Annotated in this window: 2 protein-coding genes; both read left to right on the forward strand. The window is 73.9% G+C overall.

Annotated elements, in window-relative coordinates; genetic code table 11:
- Nucleotides 1–108: 108 nt before the first annotated feature.
- On the forward strand, nt 109–11,925 hold the full coding sequence (locus IEY78_RS14330; protein ID WP_189098161.1) for a type I polyketide synthase: 11,817 nt from the start codon (nt 109–111) through the stop codon (nt 11,923–11,925).
- 55 nt (nt 11,926–11,980) lie between these two features.
- Nucleotides 11,981–23,238, forward strand: an 11,258-nt coding sequence (locus IEY78_RS14335) for a type I polyketide synthase (protein ID WP_189098164.1), incomplete at its 3' end; no start/stop codon positions are given.

The following is a 23,238-nucleotide window of genomic DNA, read 5'->3' on the forward strand; positions in this document are numbered from 1 at the left end:
GACCGGCGGCCACAGAATGTGATCAGCGAGTAGAGATTCCAGCGTCGTGGTCGCCGGTGTGAGGCAGGCCGCCGGTCCGCCGAGCGGTCCGGGGAAGGGAGCTGAACGGTGAGCGAGGCAAAGCTCCGCGACTATCTGAAAAGGGTGACGGCGGATCTCCACCGCACCGGCAAGCGGCTGCGCGAGATGGAGGCCCGCGAACGCGAGCCCATCGCCATCGTCGCCATGAGCTGCCGCTACCCCGGCAATGTGCGCTCGCCCGAGGACCTGTGGCAGCTGGTCGCCGACGGCACCGACGGCATCACGCCCTTCCCGGAGGACCGCGGCTGGAACGTGGACTCCCTCTACCACCCGGACCCCGCCCACCCCGGCACCTGCTACACCCGGGAAGGCGGCTTCCTGCACGACGCCGCCGACTTCGACCCCGACTTCTTCGCCATGTCGCCCCGCGAGGCACTGGCGACCGACCCGCAGCAGCGCCTCCTCCTCGAAACGTCCTGGGAGGCCTTCGAACGCGCGGGCCTGCGGCGCCAGGCCCTCAAGGGCAGCCCCACCGGCGTCTTCGTCGGTGTCATGTACAACGACTACGGCTCCCGCTTCACCGAGCCGCCCGCCGGACTCGAAGGACACCTCGGCAACGGCAGCGCCGCCAGCATCGCCTCCGGCCGCGTCGCCTACACCTTCGGCCTCGAAGGCCCGGCCGTGACGGTCGACACCGCCTGCTCCTCCTCGCTGGTCGCCCTGCACCTGGCCTGCAACGCACTGCGCCAGGGCGAGTGCTCCCTCGCCCTGGCCGGCGGTGTGACGGTGATGTCCACCCCCGTCACCTTCCTGGAGTTCAGCCGCCAGCGCGGGCTGTCCGCCGACGGCCGCTGCAAGGCGTTCTCCGACGACTCCGACGGCACCGGCTGGGGCGAGGGCGCCGGCATGCTGCTGCTGGAGCGGCTCTCCGACGCCCGCCGCAACGGCCATCGCGTCCTCGGCCTCGTCCGGGGCACCGCCGTCAACCAGGACGGCGCGAGCAGCGGGCTGACCGCCCCCAACGGGCCGTCCCAGCAGCGGGTGATCCGCGCGGCACTCACCGCGGCCGGCCTCGGCACGTCCGACGTGGACGCCGTCGAGGCGCACGGCACCGGCACCACCCTCGGCGACCCCATCGAGGCCCAGGCACTGCTCGCCACCTACGGCCAGGAGCGCGAGGCCGACCGCCCGCTGTGGCTCGGCACGGTCAAGTCCAACATCGGGCACACCCAGGCCGCGGCCGGGGTCGCCGGCGTCATCAAGATGGTGCAGGCGATGCAGCACGGCGTGCTGCCCCGCACCCTGCACGCCGAGCGGCCCTCCACCCACGTCGACTGGAGCGAGGGCGACGTCCGGCTGCTCACCGACGCCGTCGACTGGCCCGACACCGACCGCCCGCGCCGCGCCGGCATCTCGGCCTTCGGCGTCAGCGGGACGAACGCCCACGCCGTCCTGGAACAGGCCCCGCCCACCGACCCCGCACCGCACACCGACGACCCCGACGCGGCGGAGCCCGCACCCCTCGCCGAGCAGCCCGCCGCAGCGCCGCTCCCGGTCGTGCCCTGGGTGCTCTCCGCCCGCAGCGAACCCGCCCTCCGCGCCCAGGCGGCCCAACTGGTCGACCACATAGGCCAGTTGACCGACGCCGGTGCCGAGGACATCGGTGCCTCGCTGGCCACCACCCGTACCGCCTTCGAGGAACGCGCGGTGGTGCTGGGCGAGGACCGCGAGGAGCTGCTCCGGCACCTCGCCCGCTTCGCACAGGGCGACGACACCGCGGCCGTCCGGGGCACGGCCGGCCGCGGCAAGACGGCGTTCCTCTTCGCGGGCCAGGGCGCCCAGCGCCTGGGCATGGGCCGTGACCTGCACGCGGCGTTCCCCGTCTTCGCGGCGGCCTTCGACGAGATCTGCGCCCACCTCGACCCGGAGCTGCCCCAGCCGCTCGCGGACGTCGTCTTCGGGCAGGACGCCGCCGCGCTGGACCGCACCGGCTTCACCCAGCCCGCCCTGTTCGCCTTCGAAGTGGCGCTCTTCCGGCTCGTCGCCTCCTGGGGCCCGGCCCCCGATTTCCTGCTCGGCCACTCCATCGGGGAGCTGGCCGCCGCCCACGTCGCCGGTGTCCTCTCGTTGCCGGACGCCTGCCGGCTGGTGGCGGCGCGCGGCCGCCTGATGCAGGAACTCCCCTCCGGGGGCGCGATGTTCTCCCTCCGGGCCGCCGAGGACGAGGTGCTGCCGCTGCTGGCCGACGCCGGCGAACGGATGGGCGTCGCCGCCGTCAACGGGCCCGGGACGACCGTCGTCGCCGGCGCCGAGGAAACGCTCGCCCCACTCGTCCAACACTTCGAGCAGCAGGGCGGCAAGGCCAAGCGGCTGCGGGTCAGCCATGCCTTCCACTCCCCGCTGATGGACCCCATGCTCGACGCCTTCCGTGCGGTGGCCGAGAGCGTGACGTTCCATCAGCCCACCCTCCCGGTCATCTCCAACGTGACCGGGGAGCCGGCCACCGACCTGGCGACCGCCGACTACTGGGTGCGGCACGTACGCGAGGCCGTGCGGTTCGCGGACGGCATCCGCGCCCTGGAGCGGCGCGGCGTCACCCGTTTCCTCGAAATCGGCCCCGACGCCACCCTCACCGCCCTGGCACAGGGCTGCCTCGACGCGGACCCCGGCCGCCCCGGCCCCCTCCTCGTGCCCGCCCTGCGCAAGGACCGGCCCGAGACCCGCAGCCTCCTCACCGCGCTGAGCGCCCTGCACACCCGCGGCACCGGCCCCGACTGGGACCGCCTCTTCCCGGGCGCCGACCGGGTCGACCTGCCCACCTACCCCTTCCAGCGCGAGCGCTACTGGCTGGCCCCCGAGGCGGCCGCCGCACACCGCCCGGGCGAACACCCCCTGCTCCCCACGGCCCTCACCCTCGCGGACCGCAGCGCCGTCGTCTCCACCGGACTCCTCACCGCCGCCGCGCACCCCTGGCTCGCCGACCGGGCACTCGACGGCCGCGTCCAACTCCCCACCAGCGCCTTCCTCGACCTCGCCCTGCACCTCGGCGCGCTCGCCGGCTGCGAACACCTCACCGCGCTCACGGTGGACGCGCCCCTGGTCCTGTCCGAGCGGTCCGCCGTCGAGATCCAGGTGGTGCTGGACGCCGCCGCGGAACCGGACGGACAGCGCACCCTGACCGTGCACTCCCGCCCCGCCGACCGGCCCGACGACGAGACCCCGTGGACCCGGCACGCCCACGCCACCCTCACCGCGCAGCCGCCCGTGCTCCCCGGCCACGACCTGGGGACCTGGCCGCCCGCCGACGCCCGGCCCGTCGACACCGGCCAGGGCGGCGTATGGCGCCAGGGCGACGTGGTGTTCACCGAGGCCGCACTGCCCGAGGAGTACCGCGGCGACGCGGCGCGCTACGCCCTCCACCCGGCGCTGCTCGACGCCGTGCTCCAGGCGCTCCCGGCGGCGGGACACGCCGACGCCGTCGCCGTGTCCTGGCGCGACTGCGTGCTGCACGCGGTGGCTGCGGAATCGGTGCGGGCCCGTCTCGCCCCGGCGGACGACGGCGGTCTGACCCTCCACCTCACCGACGAACTCGGCGAGCCGGTAGCCTCGTTCGGCTCCGTCACACCCCTGCCCGCCACCGAGTTCGCACCCGCGCCGGACCCGGCCGGCCGCGACGATCTCTTCACCGTCGAGTGGACCGGGCTGCGGCCGCCCACCGCCCCGCAGCGGCCCCGCCGGGTCGCGGTCCTCGGCGCGGAAGGCACCGGAGCCGACACGGACGCACCCGCCTTCCACGGTGCCCTGGACGCACTGGCCACGGCGGTGGCACAGGGCGCCGAGGCTCCCGACCTCGTCGTGGTGCCCTGGCCGACCGCCGAAACCGCCGAGTCCGGTGAGCCGGCCGACGCCGCCCACGCCGCGGTCGTGGACGCCCTGGCGCTGCTGCAGAACTGGCTCGCCCGGCCGGAGTTCGCCGACGCCCGGCTGGTCCTGCTCACCCGCGGCGCCGTCGCCACCGGCCCGGACGAGACCGTCACGGACCTGCCCGCCGCCGCGGTGTGGGGCCTGGTGCGCTCGGCGCAGTCGGAGAACCCGGACCGCTTCCTGCTGGTGGACACCGACACCGACGCCAATGCAGCTGACATCGACGCAGCTGACGCCGATGCCGCTGACGGCTCCGGCGTGCTGCCGGCCGCCGTCGTCGGGGCGGCCACGGAGGCGGGGGAGACCCAGCTCGCCGTCCGCGGTTCGCGCGTGCTGGCCCCCCGGCTGACCCGGCTCGACCGGCCCGCTCGGGCCACCGCGTCCACCCCTCCCGCCGCCGGCGCCCGCTTCGACTCGTTCCGCACCGTGCTGGTGACCGGCGCCACCGGGACCGTCGGCGCCGCGGTCGCCAGACACCTGGTGACCGGACACGGCGTACGGCACCTGCTGCTCGTCGGCCGCCGCGGCGCGACCGCGCCCGGAGCCACCGAACTGGCCACCGAACTCCGCGAGTTGGGCGCCCGGGTGACCCTCGCCGCCTGCGACGCCGCCGACCGCACGGCACTCGCCGACCTGCTGGCCACCCTCCCCGAAGCACACCCCCTGGGCGCGGTCGTGCACGCTGCCGGGGTGCTCGACGACGGGGTCATCTCGTCCCTCACCCCCGAACGGATCGCCACCGTCCTGCGTCCCAAGGCCGATGCCGCGGTCAACCTCGACCGGCTCACCCGGGACCTCGACCTGTCGGCCTTCGTCCTGTTCTCCTCGGCCGCCGCCACCTTCGGCGGCCCGGGCCAGGGTAACTACGCCGCCGGCAACGCTTTCCTGGAGGCGCTCGCCCACCAACGCCGCGCCGAGGGCCGCCCGGCCCTGGCGCTCGGCTGGGGCATGTGGGCCGAGCGCAGCGAGATGAGCGCCCGCCTGGTGGAGACGGACCGGCGGCGGATGGACCGCGGCGGCGTCGGCGCGCTGTCCACCGAGGCGGCGCTCGCCCTGTTCGACCGCTGCCTGGCCCAGGACCGGGCCGTCCCGGTCCCGGTGCCGCTCGATGTCGCCGCGATCCGCAGGAGCGGAACGGCGGTTGCCCCCCTGCTCCGGACCCTCGCCGGCCGTCCCGCCAAGCGGACCGCGGCCCCGGCGGCCGCACCCGGCGGCGACCCCGCGTCCCCGGCCGCCCACGCACTGGCCGCCCTGGCACCGCAGGAGCGCCACGCCCACGTCCTGGACCTGGTGCGCACCGAGATCGCCACCGTGCTCGGCCACGCCTCGGCCGGCCGGGTCGACGCCGAGCGCGCCTTCGGCGACCTCGGCCTGGACTCCCTGACCTCCCTCGAACTGCGCAACGCCCTCGGCCGCCGCACCGGACTCCGGCTGCCGGCCACCCTGGTCTTCGACCACCCCACGCCCTCAGCTGTCGCCAACTACCTGCTGTCCGAACTGCTCGGTGACAGTGAGGAGTTGACGGCATCCGGAGCGGACCCCGCCACGGCCGGGGAGCCCGTCGCCATCGTGGCGATGAGCTGCCGCTTCCCCGGCGGCATCCGGACCCCGGAGGCCTTCTGGGAGTTCCTGGCCGCCGGCGGCGACGCCATCGGCGAGTTCCCCGACGACCGGGGCTGGGACACCGCGGCGCTCTACGACCCCGACCCGGAGCACGAGGGCACCACCTACACCCGCCGGGGCGGCTTCCTCACCGAGGCCGACCGCTTCGACGCCGGATTCTTCGGCGTCTCCCCCCGCGAGGCCCTGGCCATGGACCCCCAGCAGCGGCTCCTGCTGGAGGTCTGCTGGGAGGCGTTCGAGCGGGCCGGTATCGACCCGCACTCGCTGCGCGGCAGCCGCACCGGCGTCTTCGCCGGCACCAACGGGCAGGACTACACCACCGTCCTGGGCAACGCCGCCGAAGACGTGGACGGATACCTGGGCACGGGCAACGCGGCGAGCGTGGTCTCCGGCCGCATCGCCTACTCCTTCGGCCTCGAAGGCCCCGCCGTCACCGTGGACACGGCCTGCTCCTCCTCGCTCGTCGCCCTGCACTGGGCCGTCCGCGCCCTCCAGTCGGGGGAGTGCTCGCTCGCCCTGGCCGGTGGTGTCACCGTGATGTCCACCCCCGCCGCGTTCCTGGAGTTCAGCCGCCAGCGCGGACTGTCCGCCGACGGCCGCTGCAAGGCCTTCGCCGACGGCGCCGACGGCACCGGCTGGGGCGAGGGCGCCGGCGTGCTGCTCGTCGAGAGGCTGTCCGACGCCCGGCGCAACGGGCACCCGGTGCTGGCCGTCGTCCGCGGCAGCGCCATCAACTCCGACGGGGCCAGCAACGGCCTCACGGCCCCCAACGGCCCGTCCCAGCAACGGGTGATCAGGGCCGCGCTCGCCGACGCCCGGCTCACCCCCGGCGACGTGGACGCCGTCGAGGCCCACGGCACCGGGACCACCCTGGGCGACCCGATCGAGGCCCAGGCGCTGCTCGCCACCTACGGCCAGGAGCGCACAGGGGACCAGCCGCTGTGGCTCGGCTCGGTGAAGTCGAACATCGGGCACACCCAGGCCGCGGCCGGCGTGGCCGGAGTGATCAAGATGGTGCAGGCCCTGCGCCACGGACTGCTCCCGCAGACACTGCACCTCGACGCGCCCTCCACCCACGTGGACTGGGCCGACGGCGCCGTGGAACTGCTCGCCGCCCCCACCACCTGGCCCGACCACGGGCGGCCCCGCAGAGCGGGCATCTCCTCCTTCGGCTTCAGCGGCACCAACGCCCACGTCATCCTCGAACAGCCCGAAGCGGCCGGGCCCGACGCACCGGCCGACGGCACACAGCAGGCACCGGACGCGCACGACACCTCCGGCACCGCCCCGCTGCCCGTCGTCTGGCCGCTGTCGGCCCGCAGCCCCGAAGCGCTCCGCGCCCTGGCCACCGCCCTGCACACCCACGCCGCGGGCCACCCCGACCTGCCCGCCGCGGCCGTCGGCCACGCCCTGGCCACCACCCGCGCCACCTTCGAGCACCGCGCCGTCGCCCACGGCACCGACCGCGCCGGCCTGCTGATCGCCCTGCACGGCCTGGCCGCCGGCGAACCGGCCACCGGCGCCCTGGACGGCGTGGCGCAACCCGGCGCACGCACCGCCTTCCTCTTCACCGGACAGGGCGCCCAGCGCCCCGGCATGGGACACGAACTGCACCGCACCTTCCCGGTGTTCGCCCAGGCCCTCGATGAGATCTGCGACCACTTCGCCGGCCATCTCGACCGGCCGCTGCGCGACGTCATGTTCCACGACACCGACGGACTGCTGCACCGCACCGCGTACACCCAGCCCGCCCTCTTCGCCATGGAGACCGCCCTCCACCGCCTCGCCGAGAGCACCGGCCTGCACGCCGACCACCTGCTGGGCCACTCCATCGGCGAGGTGACCGCCGCACACGTCGCCGGGGTGTTCTCGCTGGCCGACGCCTGCACCCTGGTCGCCGCCCGCGGCCGGCTCATGCAGGCCCTCCCCGAGACCGGCGCCATGGTCGCGCTCCAGGCGACGGAGGACGAGGTGCTGCCGCTGCTCGACGGGCTCGACCGGCAGGTCTGCATCGCCGCGGTCAACGGCCCCGACTCCGTCGTGATCTCCGGCGACCGCGCCGCGGTGACCGGCCTCGCCGAAACCCTCGCCGCCGACGGCCGCCGGACCAAGCAGCTCCAGGTCAGCCACGCCTTCCACTCCCCGCACATGGACCCGATGCTGGACGCGTTCCGCACCGTCGCCGAGTCGCTCACCTACCACCCGCCGCGGCTGCCCGTCGTGTCCGACCTGACCGGCGAGACCGCCACCGAGCTGGACCTCCCCGACTACTGGGTGCGGCAGGTGCGGGGAGCCGTCCGGTTCCACGACGGCGTCCGCGGACTCGCCGCCCAGGGCGTCCGGCGCTACGTCGAACTCGGCCCCGACGGCACCCTCTCCGCCATGACCGCCGCCTGTCTGCCCCCCGACACCACCGGCACCGCGGTCATCCCGCTGCTGCACGCCCGGACGCCCGAGCCGCAGGCACTCCTCGACGGCCTCGCCCGCGCCCACGTCCACGGCGCCGACCTGGACTGGTCCGCCGTCGCCAACGCCCACCGGGGACGCCCGGCCGTCGACGGCCTGCCCACCTACCCCTTCCAGCGGCAGCGCTACTGGCCCACCCCCCGCGCCCGCGCGAGCGCCGGCATCAGCCAGGCCGGCCACCCGCTGCTGAGCGCCGCCGTCGAACTCGCCGACGGCAGCCACCTGTTCACCGGACGGCTCTCGGTGGCCGAGCAGCCGTGGCTCGCCGACCACGCCCTGGCGGGCACCCCCGTCGTCCCCGGCACCGCCTTCGTGGAACTCGCCGTCCTGGCCGGCGACCGCGCGGGCTGCCCCCGGGTGGCGGACCTGACCCTGGTCAGCCCGCTCGTCCTGTCCGAGGACGACGCGGTGGACCTCCAAGCGGTCCTCGGCACCGACGACGGGCAGGGCCACCGCCCGTTCACCGTCCACGCCCGCCGCACCGACCCGGCCCCCGGCGAGCCCTGGACGCTGCACGCCACCGGCACCCTCACCGCCGCCCACCCGGAGCCCACCGACCCCGCCTCGACGACCTGGCCGCCCGCCGGCTCCGAACCCCTCCCCGTCGAGGACCTCTACGCACAGCTGAGCGCCGGCGGATTCGACTACGGGCCGCTCTTCCAGGGACTGGGCGCGGCCTGGCGCCACGGCGACCGCGTCCACGCCGAGATCACCCTGCCCGCGCCCGCACACCAGGACGCGGACGACGACGCGGACCGGTTCGCCCTCCACCCGGCACTGCTCGACGCCGCCCTGCACGCGACCGCGTTCCTGCCCACCGAGGACTCCGACAGCGGACGGCTGCCCTTCTCCTGGCGCGGCGTGCAGATCCACGCCACCGGGGCCACCCGGCTGCGGGCCCACCTCGACCTGTCCGCACCCGACACCGTCTCCCTCGCCCTCACCGACACCGACGGCCGCCCCGTCGCCGACATCGAGGCGCTGACGCTGCGCGAGCTGTCCCCGGACCGCGTCGCGCTCTCCGCCCGCTCCACCGGCCCCCTCTACCACCTCGACTGGCCCGTGGCCCCCCTCCCCACCACGCCCCCTGAGGAGCCGGCCCGCCTCCTCGTCCTGGACAGCGACGACCTCGCCGCCGGCCTGGACGCCGCGGGCCTGCCCACCACCCGGCTGACCGGCCCCGACCTCCCACAGGCCACCGGCACCGTCCTCGTGGCGCTCCCCGCCGCCGACCCGCACCAGGCGGCGACCGGCGCGCTGGAACTCGTCCAGCGATGGCTGGCGGACCCGCCCGCCGCGACCCGCCTCGTCTTCGTCACCCGGGGAGCCGTCGATGCCCCCGGCACCACCCACCACGCCGCCGCGGCCGCCCCCATCTGGGGCCTGGTGCGCTCGGCACAGTCCGAGCACCCCGGCACCTTCGTGCTCGCCGACCTCGACGGCCAGGACGCCTCCTACGCCGCGCTGCCCGCCGCGCTCGCCACCGACGAGCCCCAATTCGCCGTCCGCGGCGGCACCGTGCACCTGCCGAAGGTCGCCCCCGTCCACACCGGGACCGCACTGCGCGAGCCCGTCGACGGCACCGGCTGGCGCCTGGGCATGACCGGCAAGGGCACCCTCGACCACCTCACCCTGCTGCCCCACGACGACGCCGAACGCCCGCTGGAACAGGGCGAGATCCGCCTCGCGGTCCGCGCGGCGGGGGTGAACTTCCGCGATGTGCTGAACGTCCTCGGCATGTACCCCGGCGACGCCGGAGCCTTCGGCCTCGAAGGCGCGGGCGTGGTCACGGAGACCGGCCCCGGCGTCATCGGATTCGCCCCGGGTGATCGGGTGATGGGGTTGTTCCCGGCTGCGTTCGGGCCGGTGGCGGTGGCGGATGAGCGGATGGTGATCCGGGTTCCGGAGGGTTGGTCGTTCGCGCAGGCTGCTTCTGTTCCTGTGGTGTTCTTGACGGCGTACTTCGCCCTGGTGGAGTTGGGTGGAGTTCAGGCCGGCGAGTCCGTGCTGGTGCATGCGGGTGCGGGTGGTGTGGGGATGGCTGCGGTGCAGTTGGCGCGGCATCTGGGTGCGGAGGTGTTCGCCACGGCCAGCCCCGGTAAGTGGGGAACGCTGCGTGCGCTGGGTTTGGACGAGGCCCATATCGCCTCCTCCCGTGATCTCGATTTCGAGCGGTCGTTTTTGGCGGAGACCGGTGGTCGTGGTGTGGATGTGGTGCTGGACTCCCTGGCCCGGGAGTTCGTGGACGCCTCGCTGCGGCTGCTGCCGCGGGGTGGTCGTTTCCTGGAGATGGGTAAGACCGACGTCCGTGATCCGCAGGAGGTGGCGGGTCGGTATGAGGGTGTGCGGTATCAGGCGTTTGATCTGATCGAGGCGGGGCCGGATCGGATCGGGGAGATGTTTGCGCATGTGCGGGAGTTGTTCGAGGGGGGTGTGTTGGAGCCGTTGCCGGTGTCGGCGTGGGATGTGCGGAAGGCTCCGGAGGCGTTCCGTTTCTTGAGTCAGGCGCGGCATGTGGGGAAGGTCGTGCTGACGATGCCCGTTCCCCTCGACAACGACGGAACGGTGCTGGTCACTGGCGGTACCGGCGGCCTGGGTGCGTTGGTGGCGCGGCATTTGGTGGTGGAGCATGGTGTGCGGCATCTGCTGTTGGCCAGCCGTCGTGGCCCGGACGCCCCGGGGGTGGACACACTTCGCGAGGAGTTGGCGGAGCTCGGCGCCGAGGTGGCGGTCGCCGCGTGTGACATCGCTGATCGTGCGGCGCTGAGCGGTCTGTTGGAGTCGGTGTCGAAGCAGCATCCGCTGACGGCCGTCGTCCACACCGCCGGCGTACTCGACGACACCGTCGTCACCTCGCTCACCCCGCAGCGGCTGGGCGCGGTCCTGCGGCCCAAGGCCGACGCCGCGGTTCATCTGCATGACCTCACCCGCGACGAGGATCTGGCGGCGTTCGTCGTCTTCTCCTCGACCGCCGGGGTGTTCGGCGCTCCCGGCCAGGCCAACTACGCCGCCGCCAACGCCTTCTGCGACGCCTTCGCCGCCGAGCGAAGGGCCGCCGGGCTGCCCGCCACTTCGCTCGCCTGGGGGCCGTGGTCCCGTGCGACGGGCATGACCAGCTCACTCACCGAAGCCGATCTGGACCGCATGGCCCGCGCCGGGCTGCCCGCGCTGCCCTCCGACCGCGGTCTCGCCCTCTTCGACGCGGCACTCGGCCGGCCCGAGGGCGCTCTGCTGCCGATGCTGGTCGACCAGCGCGCCCTGGGCTCCGGCGGGCCCGTACCGCCCCTGCTGAGCGGCCTGTTGCCTACGGCGGCCCGGCGCACCGCGGCCGCGGGCCCGGCACCGGCCGGACCGGGCTCCGCCGAGACCTTGGCCCGGACGCTCGCCACCCTGACCCGCGACGAGGCCCACCACGCCGTACTCGACGTGGTCTGCACCCAGGTCGCCGCCGTGCTCGGCCATGCCTCCGCGGCCGAGGTCGGCGACCAGCAGTCCTTCAAGGACCTCGGCTTCGACTCGCTGACCGCGGTGGAACTGCGCAACCGGCTCGGCGCCGCGACCGGCGCCCTGCTGCCCGCCACACTCGTCTTCGACTACCCGACACCGCTGGCCCTCGCCGACCATCTGTGCACGGAACTTGTCCCCGAACACCCCGTGGGGCCGGCCGCCGCGCCGGAGGACGAAGCCGCGGTACGCGAAGCCCTCGCCGCCATCCCCCTCGCCCGACTACGGGCGGCCGGGCTGCTGGACGACCTGCTGGCGCTGGCCCAGCCGGAGCCGTCCGCCGCGGATCGCGCGCCGGAAGCCGATGACGCCCCCGACTCCGACGCCATCGAGAGCATGGAAGTCGACGACCTCGTGCGCCTCGCGTTCGGCGCCACGGACGGCTGAACACCCCGTCCCGACGAAGCCACACCACGAAGCCGGAATGATGGAGAGCTGACCAATGGCCACGTCCGCGGATCAGATCGTCGAAGCCCTGCGGGCCTCGCTGCGGGAGAACGACCGGCTGCGCAAGCAGAACCAGCAGCTGGTCGACGCCGCCGGTGAACCCCTCGCCATCGTCGCCATGAGCTGCCGCTTCCCCGGCGGCGTGCAGACGCCCGAGGAGTTCTGGCAGCTGCTCGCGGCCGGCACCGACGCGCTGTCCGACCTCCCCGCCGATCGCGGCTGGGACCTGGGCGCACTCGACGCGACGACCACCCGCGGCGGCTTCGTGCACACCGCCGACGAGTTCGACCCGCAGTTCTTCGGCATGAGTCCGCGCGAGGCCCTTGCCACCGACCCGCAGCAGCGACTCCTGCTGGAGGTGTCCTGGGAGGCCCTGGAGCGGGCGGGCATCGACCCGATGACGCTGCGCGGCAGCCGGACCGCCGTCTTCGCGGGCTGCAGCAACCAGGAGTACGGCTCCGGGCTGCGCGGCAACGTCCCCGAGGGCGTCGAGGGGCACATCCTCACCGGCACCACCGGCAGCGTCGTCTCCGGCCGGGTCGCCTACGCCCTCGGCCTCGAAGGCCCCGCCGTCACCGTCGACACGGCCTGCTCCTCCTCCCTGGTCACCCTGCACCTCGCCGCACAGTCCCTCCGGGCGGGCGAATGCGACCTGGCGCTCGCGGGCGGCGTGGCGGTCATGTCCACCCCGGCCGCCTTCGTCGAGTTCGACCGGCAGGGCGGACTCGCCCGCGACGGCCGCTGCAAGCCGTTCTCCGACGACGCCGACGGCACCGGCTGGGGCGAGGGCGCCGGCATGCTGCTCGTCGAGCGGCTCTCCGACGCCCGCCGCAACGGCCACCCCGTGCTCGCCCTGCTCCGCGGCAGCGCCCTCAACCAGGACGGCGCCTCCAACGGGCTGACCGCCCCCAACGGCCCCGCCCAGCAACGGGTGATCCGCTCCGCGCTGACCGGCGCCGGACTGTCCGCCGCCGACGTGGACGCCGTCGAGGCCCACGGCACCGGTACGACCCTGGGCGACCCCATCGAGGCGCAGGCGCTGCTCGCCACCTATGGCCAGGACCGCCCGGCCGACCGGCCGCTGTGGCTGGGCTCGGTGAAGTCCAACATCGGCCACACCCAGGCGGCCGCGGGCGTCGCCGGCGTGATCAAGATGGTCCTCGCCCTGCGGCACGGTGTCCTGCCGCAGAGCCTGCACGCCGCCCGCCCCTCCACCCACGTGGACTGGTCGGCGGGCCGGGTGCAGCTGCTCACCGAGGCCGTGACCTGGCCGGAGAGCACCCGGCCGCGCCGCGCCGCGGTCTCCTCCTTCAGCATCAGCGGCACCAACGCCCACACCATCCTGGAACAGGCCCCGCAGGACCCGGACCGCACACCGGGGGAGGACACCGAACAGCCCACGGCGGACGGCGAACGGTCCGCGACAGAGGCGGCGGACGCCAAGGACGCGTCGGCACACGGGGACCCGGCCGCCGAAGCCACTCCGCTCGCCCCCGCGGACCGCCTTCCGCACATCCCCTGGGTGCTCTCCGCCCGCAGCGCCGACGCCCTGCGGGCACAGGCCGGACGGCTGCGCGCGCACCTGGACGGCCACCCCGACACGGACCCCTACGACCTGGCGTACTCGCTCGCCACCTCCCGCTCGGCGTTCGAGCACCGCGCGGTGCTGCTCGGCACCGACCCGGCCGAACTGCGCGGCGAGTTGACCACCCTCGCCGAGGAGGGCCCGCACGCCGCCGGGGCCGTCAGCGGCTCCCCCCTCCGCGGCAAGACCGCCTTCCTGTTCACCGGCCAGGGCGCCCAGCGCCTGGGCATGGGCCGTGAGCTGTACGCGACGTTCCCGGTCTTCGCCGAGGCCTTCGACGCCGCCTGCGCACACCTCGACCCCGAACTCGAACGACCGCTGCGCGACACCGTCTTCGGCCACGACCCGGCACCGCTGGACCGCACGGGCACCACCCAGCCCGCGCTCTTCGCCCTCGAAGTGGCCCTCTTCCGGCTGCTCAGCTCCTGGGGCGTCAAGCCCGACGTCGTCATGGGCCACTCGATCGGCGAACTCGCCGCCGCGCACATCGCCGGCGTGCTGTCCCTCCCGGACGCCTGCCGTCTGGTGGCGGCCCGCGGACGGCTGATGCAGGCACTCCCGCCCGGCGGCGCCATGGCCTCCCTCCAGGCGACCGAAGCCGAGGTCCGGCCGCTCCTCGCGGACACCGCGGACCGGGTGAGCATCGCCGCGGTCAACGGCCCCGACGCCACCGTCATCGCCGGCGACGAAGCCACCGTGGACACCCTCGCCGGCCACTTCCGGGACCTGGGACGCAAGGTCTCCCGCCTCCGCGTCAGCCACGCCTTCCACTCGCCGCTGATGGACCCGATGCTGGCGGAGCTGCGCGCCACCGCCCGCGACCTCACCTACCGGCAGCCGCAGATCCCCGTCGTCTCCAACGTCACCGGCCGCCTGGCCACCGCCGACGAACTGTGCAGCCCCGACTACTGGGTACGCCACGCCCGGGAGGCCGTGCGCTTCGCCGACGGCGTCCGTGCCCTCGCCGACCGCAACGTCACCCGGCTCGTCGAACTCGGCCCCGACGGCACCCTCAGCGCACTCGCCGCGGCCTGCCTGCCCGGCGGCGACCGGCTGCTGACGCCCCTCCTGCGCAAGGACACCCGCGAAGCCCTCAGCCTGCTCACCGCACTTGCCAGGCTCCACACCGCCGGCGTCCCCCTCGACTGGGCCGCCCTGCTGCCCGGCGCCCGCCGCGTCGACCTGCCCACCTACGCCTTCCAGCGCTCCCGCTACTGGCTGCACGCCACCGCCCCCGAGGACCACACCCCCGCCGGCCGGCCGGCCGACTCCGCGTTCTGGACCGCCGTCGAGCAGCAGAACCTGCCCGAACTCGCCGACAGCCTCAGCCTCGACCGCTCCCTCCTCGAACCGGTCGTCCCCGCACTCGCGGCCTTCCACCGCGACCAGCAACAGCACTCCACCGCCCGCTCCTGGCGCTACGCCGAACACTGGGAGCCCGTCGACCCCGGCCCCGCCACCACCGCACCGGCCCACTGGCTGCTCGTCGTCCCCGCCACGGACCCCGAGCACTACCGAGGCGTCGCCGACGCCCTCACCACCGCACTCGCCGGGCACGGCACGACCGTCACCACCCTGAGCCTGCCGCCGGACGCCGACGCCGACCACATCGCCCGACGCCTCGACGAGACCCGCGACCTGGCCCACGGCACCGACGAGCTGCACGTCCTCTCCCTCCTCGGCCTCGGCACCGCCCGCCACCCCCACCACCCCGACACCCCCGCCGCCCTGCCCCTGACCGGCGCGCTCGTCCAGGCGCTGCTGTGCACCGACGCGCCCGTCCGGCTGTGGACCGCGACCCGGGGCGCCGTCAGCATCGGCCGCTCCGACCCGCTCGGCGCCCCCGAACAGGCCACCGTCTGGGGCCTGGGCCGCAGCGCCGCCATCGAACACCCCGACCACTGGACCGGCCTGATCGACCTGCCGGAACAGCTCGACGAACGCGCCCTGGACCGGCTGTGCGCGGTGCTCCACGGCCCGGCCCACACCACCGGCCACGACAGCGAGTTCGCCCTCCGCGCCTCCGGCCTCTTCACCCGCCGACTCGTCCGGGCCGCCCGCCCCGAGCAGCCCCGTGACTCCGCCGCCTGGGCACCGGCCGGCACCACACTGATCACCGGCGGCACCGGCACCATCGGCTCCGCCCTCGCCCGCCAACTGGCCCGCGAAGGCGCCGCCCACCTGCTGCTGATCAGCCGCCGCGGCCCCGACGCCCCGGGCGCCGAGGAACTCGTCGCCGAACTCACCGCCCTCGGCACCCGCACCACCCTCGCCGCCTGCGACCCCGCGGACCGCGACGCACTGGCCCACCTCCTCGCCACCCTCCCCGAAGACCAGCCCCTGACCAGCGTCTTCCACACCGCGGGCGTACTCGACGACGGCACCCTCGCCACCATGGACGCCGCACGGTTCGCCACTGTGCTCCGCCCCAAGACCGAGGCCGCCGCCAACCTGCACGACCTCACCCGCGGCCACGACCTGACCGCGTTCGTCCTGTTCTCCTCCATCGCCGGCACCCTCGGCGCGGCCGGCCAGGCCAACTACGCCGCGGCCAACGCCGGCCTGGACGCCCTCGCCCAGCACCGCCGCGCCCACGGCCTGCCCGCGACCAGCATCGCCTGGGGCCCCTGGGCACACGACGGCATGGCGGCCGACCCCACCCTGCGCGCCAAGCTCAGCCGCGCCGGCCTGCCGCCCATGGAGCCGGACACCGCCCTGGTCGCCCTGCACCAGGCACTCGACCACGGCGAGACCCACCTCGTCATCGCTGACATCGACTGGGACCTGTTCCCCGCCGGCCGCAACGCGCTCTTCGGAAAACTGCCCGAAGCCGCCGACCGGAACTCCGGCCACGACACCCCGGCCGACGACCTCCGCAGCACCCTCGCCACTCTGCGCACCGCCGCCGAACAGGAACAGCACCTGCTCCGCCTGGTACGCCGGACCACCGCCGCCGTCCTCGGCTACCCCGGCCCCGACGCCGTCGACACCACCCGCACCTTCCAGGAACTCGGCACCGACTCCCTCACCGCCGTCGAACTGCGCAACAGCCTCTCCACGGCCGTCGACCTGACCCTGTCCCCGACGCTCGTCTTCGACTACCCGACCCCGTCGGCACTGGCCGGCCATCTGCGCGCCGAACTCCTCGGAGACCTCGGCGAGCAGCACACCGCCGCGCTCGCGCTCCCCGTGCAGGCGGACGACGAACCGATCGCCATCGTGGGCATGGCCTGCCGCTACCCCGGCGACGTACGGTCACCGGACGACCTCTGGCAGCTGATCGCCGACGGCGGCGACGCCATCACCCCCTTCCCCGACGACCGCGGCTGGAACATCGACGCCGTCTACGACGCCGAATCCGTCTGCCCGGGCACCAGTTACGTACGGGAGGGCGGCTTCGTCGCCGACGCCGGCGACTTCGACCCCGGCTTCTTCGGGATCTCCCCCCGCGAGGCCCTGGCCATGGACCCCCAGCAGCGGATGCTCCTGGAGATCTCCTGGGAAGCCGTCGAACGGGCCGGCATCGCCCCGCTGTCACTGCGCGGCAGCCGCAGCGGACTCTTCGTCGGCTGCGGCTACCAGGGCTACGGCTCCGGCGCCGTCGAGATGCCCGACGACCTCCTGGGCCATCTGCTCACCGGCAGCTCCGGCGCCGTGGTGTCCGGCCGCGTCGCCTACGCACTGGGCCTGGAGGGGCCCGCGGTCACCGTGGACACGGCGTGCTCCTCGTCGCTGGTCGCCCTGCACCTGGCGGTGCAGTCGCTGCGCTCGGGCGACTGCGACCTCGCCCTGGCCGGCGGCGTGACCGTGATGTCCACGCCGGGCGCGTTCATCGAGTTCAGCCGGCAGCGGGGCCTGGCCGGCGACGCCCGCTGCAAGGCGTTCGCCGAGTCCGCCGACGGCACCATCTGGGGCGAGGGCGCCGGTGTCGTCCTGGTGGAGCGCCTCTCCGACGCCCGGCGCAACGGCCACCGGATCCTCGCGGTCGTCCGCGGCAGCGCCGTGAACCAGGACGGCGCCTCCAACGGGCTCACCGCCCCGAACGGCCCCTCCCAGCAGCGGGTGATCCGGCAGGCACTGGCCGGCGCCGGACTCTCGGCATCCGACGTCGACGCGGTCGAGGGCCACGGCACGGGCACCACCCTGGGCGACCCCATCGAGGCACAGGCACTCCTGGCCACCTACGGCCAGGACCGCGACGCGGACCGCCCGCTGTGGCTGGGCTCCGTGAAGTCGAACATCGGCCACACCCAGGTCGCGGCGGGTGTGGCAGGCGTCATCAAGATGGTGGAGGCACTCCGGCACGGCATCCTGCCGCGGACCCGGTACGCGGACGAGCCGACCTCGCACGTGGACTGGTCGGCCGGTCACGTACGGCTGCTGAGCGAGGACGTGCCCTGGCCGGACACGGACCGCCCCCGCCGCGCCGGCGTGTCGTCATTCGGCGTGAGCGGCACCAACGCCCACGTCATCCTCGAACAACCCCCGGCGGGCGAGACGGCGGACGAAACGGCGGGCGAGACCGGGTACGCACCCGAGGGCGAGATCCAGGACGGAACCGAGGACGGAACCCAGGACACCCCCGCTCCGACGCCCGCAACGGCGGGTCTCGTGCCCTGGGTCCTGTCCGGACGCGGCGAGGCAGCACTCAGGGCGCAGGCCGAGCGCCTGTCGGCCCATCTGCACGCCCACCCCGAACTGGACCCGCGGGACGTCGGATTCTCGCTCGTCACCACACGGTCCCCCTTCGAACACCGGGCCGTCGTGCTCGGCCAGGACCGGGAAACGCTCCTCGACAGCGTCCGGGCCCTCGCCGCCGGCGCACCACAGAGCAACGTCGTCGAAGGCATGGCCACCTCCGCCGGCGGCCTGGCCTTCCTCTTCACGGGCCAAGGAGCCCAACGCACGCACATGGGCCGGGAGTTGTACGACTCCTTCCCCATCTTCGCGGACGCCTTCGACGCGGCCTGCGCGCACTTCGACGGCGAGCTGGACTCGCCCCTGCGGGACGTGGTGTTCGGCGACGACGCCGAAGCGCTGAGCCAGACCGCTTTCACCCAGCCGGCGTTGTTCGCCGTCGAGGTGGCGCTGTTCCGGTTGATGGAGTCGTTCGGCGTCCGCCCCGACTTCCTGCTGGGCCACTCCATCGGTGAGCTGGTGGCCGCGCATGTGGCGGGCGTGTTGTCGCTGGAGGACGCCTGCCGCCTGGTCGCGGCCCGCGGTCGCCTCATGCAGGCACTCCCGGAGGGCGGCGCGATGTTCGCGCTGGAGGCCGCCGAGGACGAGGTGGTGCCGCTGCTGGCGGGCCAGGAGCAGCGGGTGAGCATCGCCGCGGTCAACGGTCCGCAGTCGGTCGTGATCTCCGGCGAGACAGCGGCGGTGTCGGCGATCGCCGACCACTTCACCTCCGAGGGCCGGAAGGCCAAGCGGCTCATGGTCAGCCACGCCTTCCACTCGCCACTCATGGAGCCGATGCTCGACGAGTTCCGTACCGTCGCCGAAAGCCTGACGTTCGAGGCCCCCCGCATCCCGGTCGTCTCGAACCTCACCGGCCAACTCGCCACGCCCCAGGACCTGATGTCCCCCGACTACTGGGTGCGTCATGTCTGCGGCGCCGTCCGCTTCGCCGACGGCATCCGCCGGCTCGTCGAGAACGAGGTCACCCGGTTCCTGGAGATCGGCCCGGACGGCACGCTGACCGTGATGGCCCAGAGCTGCCTCTCCGAGGACGCGGGCGCGGACCAGCTCCTCGTCCCCGCCCTCCGCAAGGGCCGTCCCGAGGTGACGGCACTCCTCACCGCGCTCGGCCACGCCCATGCCCACGGTGTCCCCGTCGACTGGGCCACCCTCTTCGCCGGGACCGGCGCCCGGCAGGTCGCCCTGCCGACCTACGCCTTCCAGCACGAGCGGTACTGGCTCCAGCTCGCCCACACCGACGCCACGAACCTCGGCTCCGCGGGACTCCAGGCAGCCGAACACCCCCTGCTCGCGGCCACCATGACGCTCGCCGACTCCTCCTCCGTGGTCTTCACCGGACGGCTCTCCGCGCAGCAGCAACCGTGGCTCGCGGACCACGTCGTCGACGGCTCCCTCCTCGTCCCCGGCACGGCCTTCCTGGAACTCGCGCTCCGCGCCGCCGACCAGGCCGGCACCGACCAGGTCGAGTCCCTCACCATCGAGGCCCCGCTGGTACTCGCGGCCCACGAACCCGTCCAGCTGCAAATGCGCATCGAGGAGCCGGACCTCTACGGCACCCGCGCACTGACCATCCACTCCTGCCGCATCGGGAGCACCGGCGTCGCGGAGGAACCATGGGTCCGGCACGCCACCGGCCTGCTCGGCCCGGGCGAGCACCGCGAGACCTTCGACTTCGCCGTCTGGCCCCCGGAAGACTCCCAGCCCGTCCCCACGGACGACCTCTACGAGACCTTCGCCGACGCCGGGGTGGCCTACGGGCCCGCCTTCCGCGGACTGCGCGACGTATGGCGGCGGGACACCGACCTCTTCGCCACCGTGGAACTCCCCGAATCGTCGGAAGCCTCGTCCTTCGGGCTGCACCCCGCGCTGCTGGACACCGTCCTCCACGCCCTGGCACTCGAAGCGGACGAGACCGCCCCCCTTGGACAACTGCCGGTCTCCTGGCAGAACGTGAAGCTGCACGCCGCGGGAGCCACCGTCCTGCGGGCACGCATCTCGGCGCACGCGGACGGCGAGGTGTCGCTCCAGCTGGCAGACGCCGTGGGACAACCGGTGGCCGAGATCGCAGCCCTCACCCGGCGGCCGATGACGGCGGACATGTTCCACCGCGCCCGGCAGGGCAGCAGCCGCTCCGACGCCCTCTACCGGGTCGACTGGACCCGCCTGCCCGAGAACGCCGCCGAAGCCGTCGACACCGTGGGCAGCGGCCCCGACGGCCTTGACGGGCTCGTCGATTTCCACGCCCTCGACTCCGTACCGGACGACGCCCTGCCCGCGTTCGTCACGCTGCGTCTCGACGCCATCACCGACGACTCCGCCGGGACCCCCGAGGCCGCCCGGGCCGCCGCGCATCGGGCCCTGGCCTGCGTCCAGGAGTGGACGGCAGCCGAGCGCTACTCCGCGGCGCGACTCGTCGTGGTGACCCGGAACGCCGCCCCGGCGCACTTGCGGCAGCCCGACCCCGCCCAGGCCACGGTCTGGGGCCTCGTCCGAGCCGCACGCATCGAGCACCCCGACCGCTTCGTGCTGGTGGACGTCGACGGCACCGAGGCCTCGCTCGCCGCGCTGCCGGCCGCCCTCGCCTCGGGAGAGCCGGAACTCGCCCTGCGCAACGGCACGGCCTATCTGCCGAGGCTCAGCACCAACATCCGGCGCGACGAACTGTCGATGCCCGGTCTGCCGCAGGACGGCTGGAGCCTCGATGCCGCCGACGAGGGCACGCTGGAGAGCCTGCGCCTGGTGCGGCACCCCGAGACGTCGAACGTCCTGGAGCCCGGACAGGTGCGCATCTCGGTCCGCGCGGCCGGGGTGAACTTCCGCGATGTGCTGAACGTCCTCGGCACCTACCCGGGGGACGCGGGCGCGCTGGGCCTGGAGGGCGCCGGCGTCGTGACCGAGACCGGCCCGGGTGTGGTGGGTCTGGCCCCGGGTGATCGGGTGATGGGGTTGTTCCCGGCTGCGTTCGGGCCGGTGGCGGTGGCGGATGAGCGGATGGTGATCCGGGTTCCGGAGGGCTGGTCGTTCGCTCAGGCTGCCTCCGTTCCGGTGGTGTTCTTGACGGCCTACTTCGCCCTGGTGGAGCTGGGTGGAGTACGGCCGGGTGAGTCCGTGCTGGTGCATGCGGGTGCGGGCGGTGTGGGGATGGCTGCGGTGCAGTTGGCGCGGCATCTGGGTGCGGAGGTGTTCGCCACGGCCAGCCCCGGTAAGTGGGGAACACTGCGTGCGCTGGGTCTGGACGAGGCCCACATCGCCTCGTCCCGTGATCTGGACTTCGAGCGGTCGTTCTTGGCGGCGACCGGTGGTCGTGGTGTGGATGTGGTGCTGGACTCCCTGGCCCGGGAGTTCGTGGACGCGTCACTGCGGTTGTTGCCGCGGGGTGGCCGTTTCCTGGAGATGGGTAAGACCGACATCCGCGACCCCCAGGAGGTCGCGGGTCGGTATGAGGGTGTGCGGTATCAGGCGTTCGATCTGATCGAGGCGGGGCCGGATCGGATCGGGGAGATGTTTGCGCATGTGCGGGAGTTGTTCGAGGGGGGTGTGTTGGAGCCGTTGCCGGTGTCGGCGTGGGATGTGCGCAAGGCTCCGGAGGCGTTCCGTTTCTTGAGTCAGGCGCGGCATGTGGGCAAGGTCGTGCTGACGATGCCCGTTCCCCTCGACAACGACGGAACGGTGCTGGTCACTGGCGGTACCGGCGGCCTGGGTGCGTTGGTGGCACGGCATCTGGTCGTTGAGCATGGTGTGCGGCATCTGCTGTTGGCCAGCCGTCGCGGCCCGGACGCCCCGGGTGTGGACGCGCTGCGTGAGGAGTTGGCGGAGCTCGGTGCAGAGGTGGCGGTGGCCGCGTGTGACATCGCTGATCGTGCGGCGTTGAGTGGTCTGTTGGAGTCGGTGTCGAAGCAGCATCCGCTGACGGCCGTCGTCCACACCGCCGGCGTACTCGACGACGGCACGCTGACCTCGCTGACGCCCGCCCGCATGGACGCCGTGCTGGCGCCGAAGGTGGACGCGCTGGTGCATCTGGACGAGCTGACACGCGGCGCGGACCTCGCGGAGTTCGTGGTGTTCTCGTCGGTGGCGGGTACCTTCGGCAGCGCGGGCCAGGCCAACTACGCGGCGGCGAACGCATTCGTGGATGCCCTGATGTGCCGGCGCAGCGGTTCGGGACTGCCCGCCAGGTCGCTGGCCTGGGGCACGTGGGCGCCGAACGCCGGCATGACCGGTGAACTGAGCGAAGCCGACCTGCAACGCATGGCACGCGGCGGCATCACGCCCTTCACCGAAGAACGGGGCATGGAGGCCTTCGACGCCGCCCGGCACACCGCCGTACCCGTGGTCGTCCCCGTCCAGCTCAATCACACCATGCTGCGGGAGCAGGACGCCGCGGGCGTTCTTCCGCCGCTCCTGCGCGGCCTGTTGGGGAGGAACGCGCGTCGTACTGCCGCCTCCTCGTCGGTGGCGCTGTCACCGGCGGACGCCCTGCGGTCCCGGCTCGCCCGGTTGTCGGAGGCCGAGCGGAGGGCCGCGCTGCTGGAACTCGTGCGCACCCAGGCGGCACTCGTCCTCGGGCACCCGGGTCCCGAGGCGATCGAGCCCACCCGCGACTTCCGCGGACTCGGCGTCGACTCCCTGACCGCCGTGGAAGTGCGCAACCAACTGCAGGCAGCCACGGGACTGCTACTGCCCGCCACTCTGGTCTTCGACTACCCGTCTCCGCTGGTCGTGGCCCGCTACCTGGAAGACGCGCTGTCCGACAGGGTCGAGGCGGCCGATGCGGGCGCCGTGTCGCCGACGGCGACGGCACTGCTGGATGACCCGGTGGTGATTGTGGGGATGAGTTGCCGGTTCCCGGGTGGGGTGGGGTCGCCGGAGGAGTTGTGGGGGTTGTTGGTTGGGGGTGGGGATGGTGTGGTGCCGTTCCCGGTGGATCGTGGTTGGGATGTTGAGGGGTTGTATGACCCTGAGCCGGGTGT

Source organism: Streptomyces kronopolitis (genome assembly GCF_014646275.1).
GTDB lineage: Bacteria > Actinomycetota > Actinomycetes > Streptomycetales > Streptomycetaceae > Streptomyces > Streptomyces kronopolitis.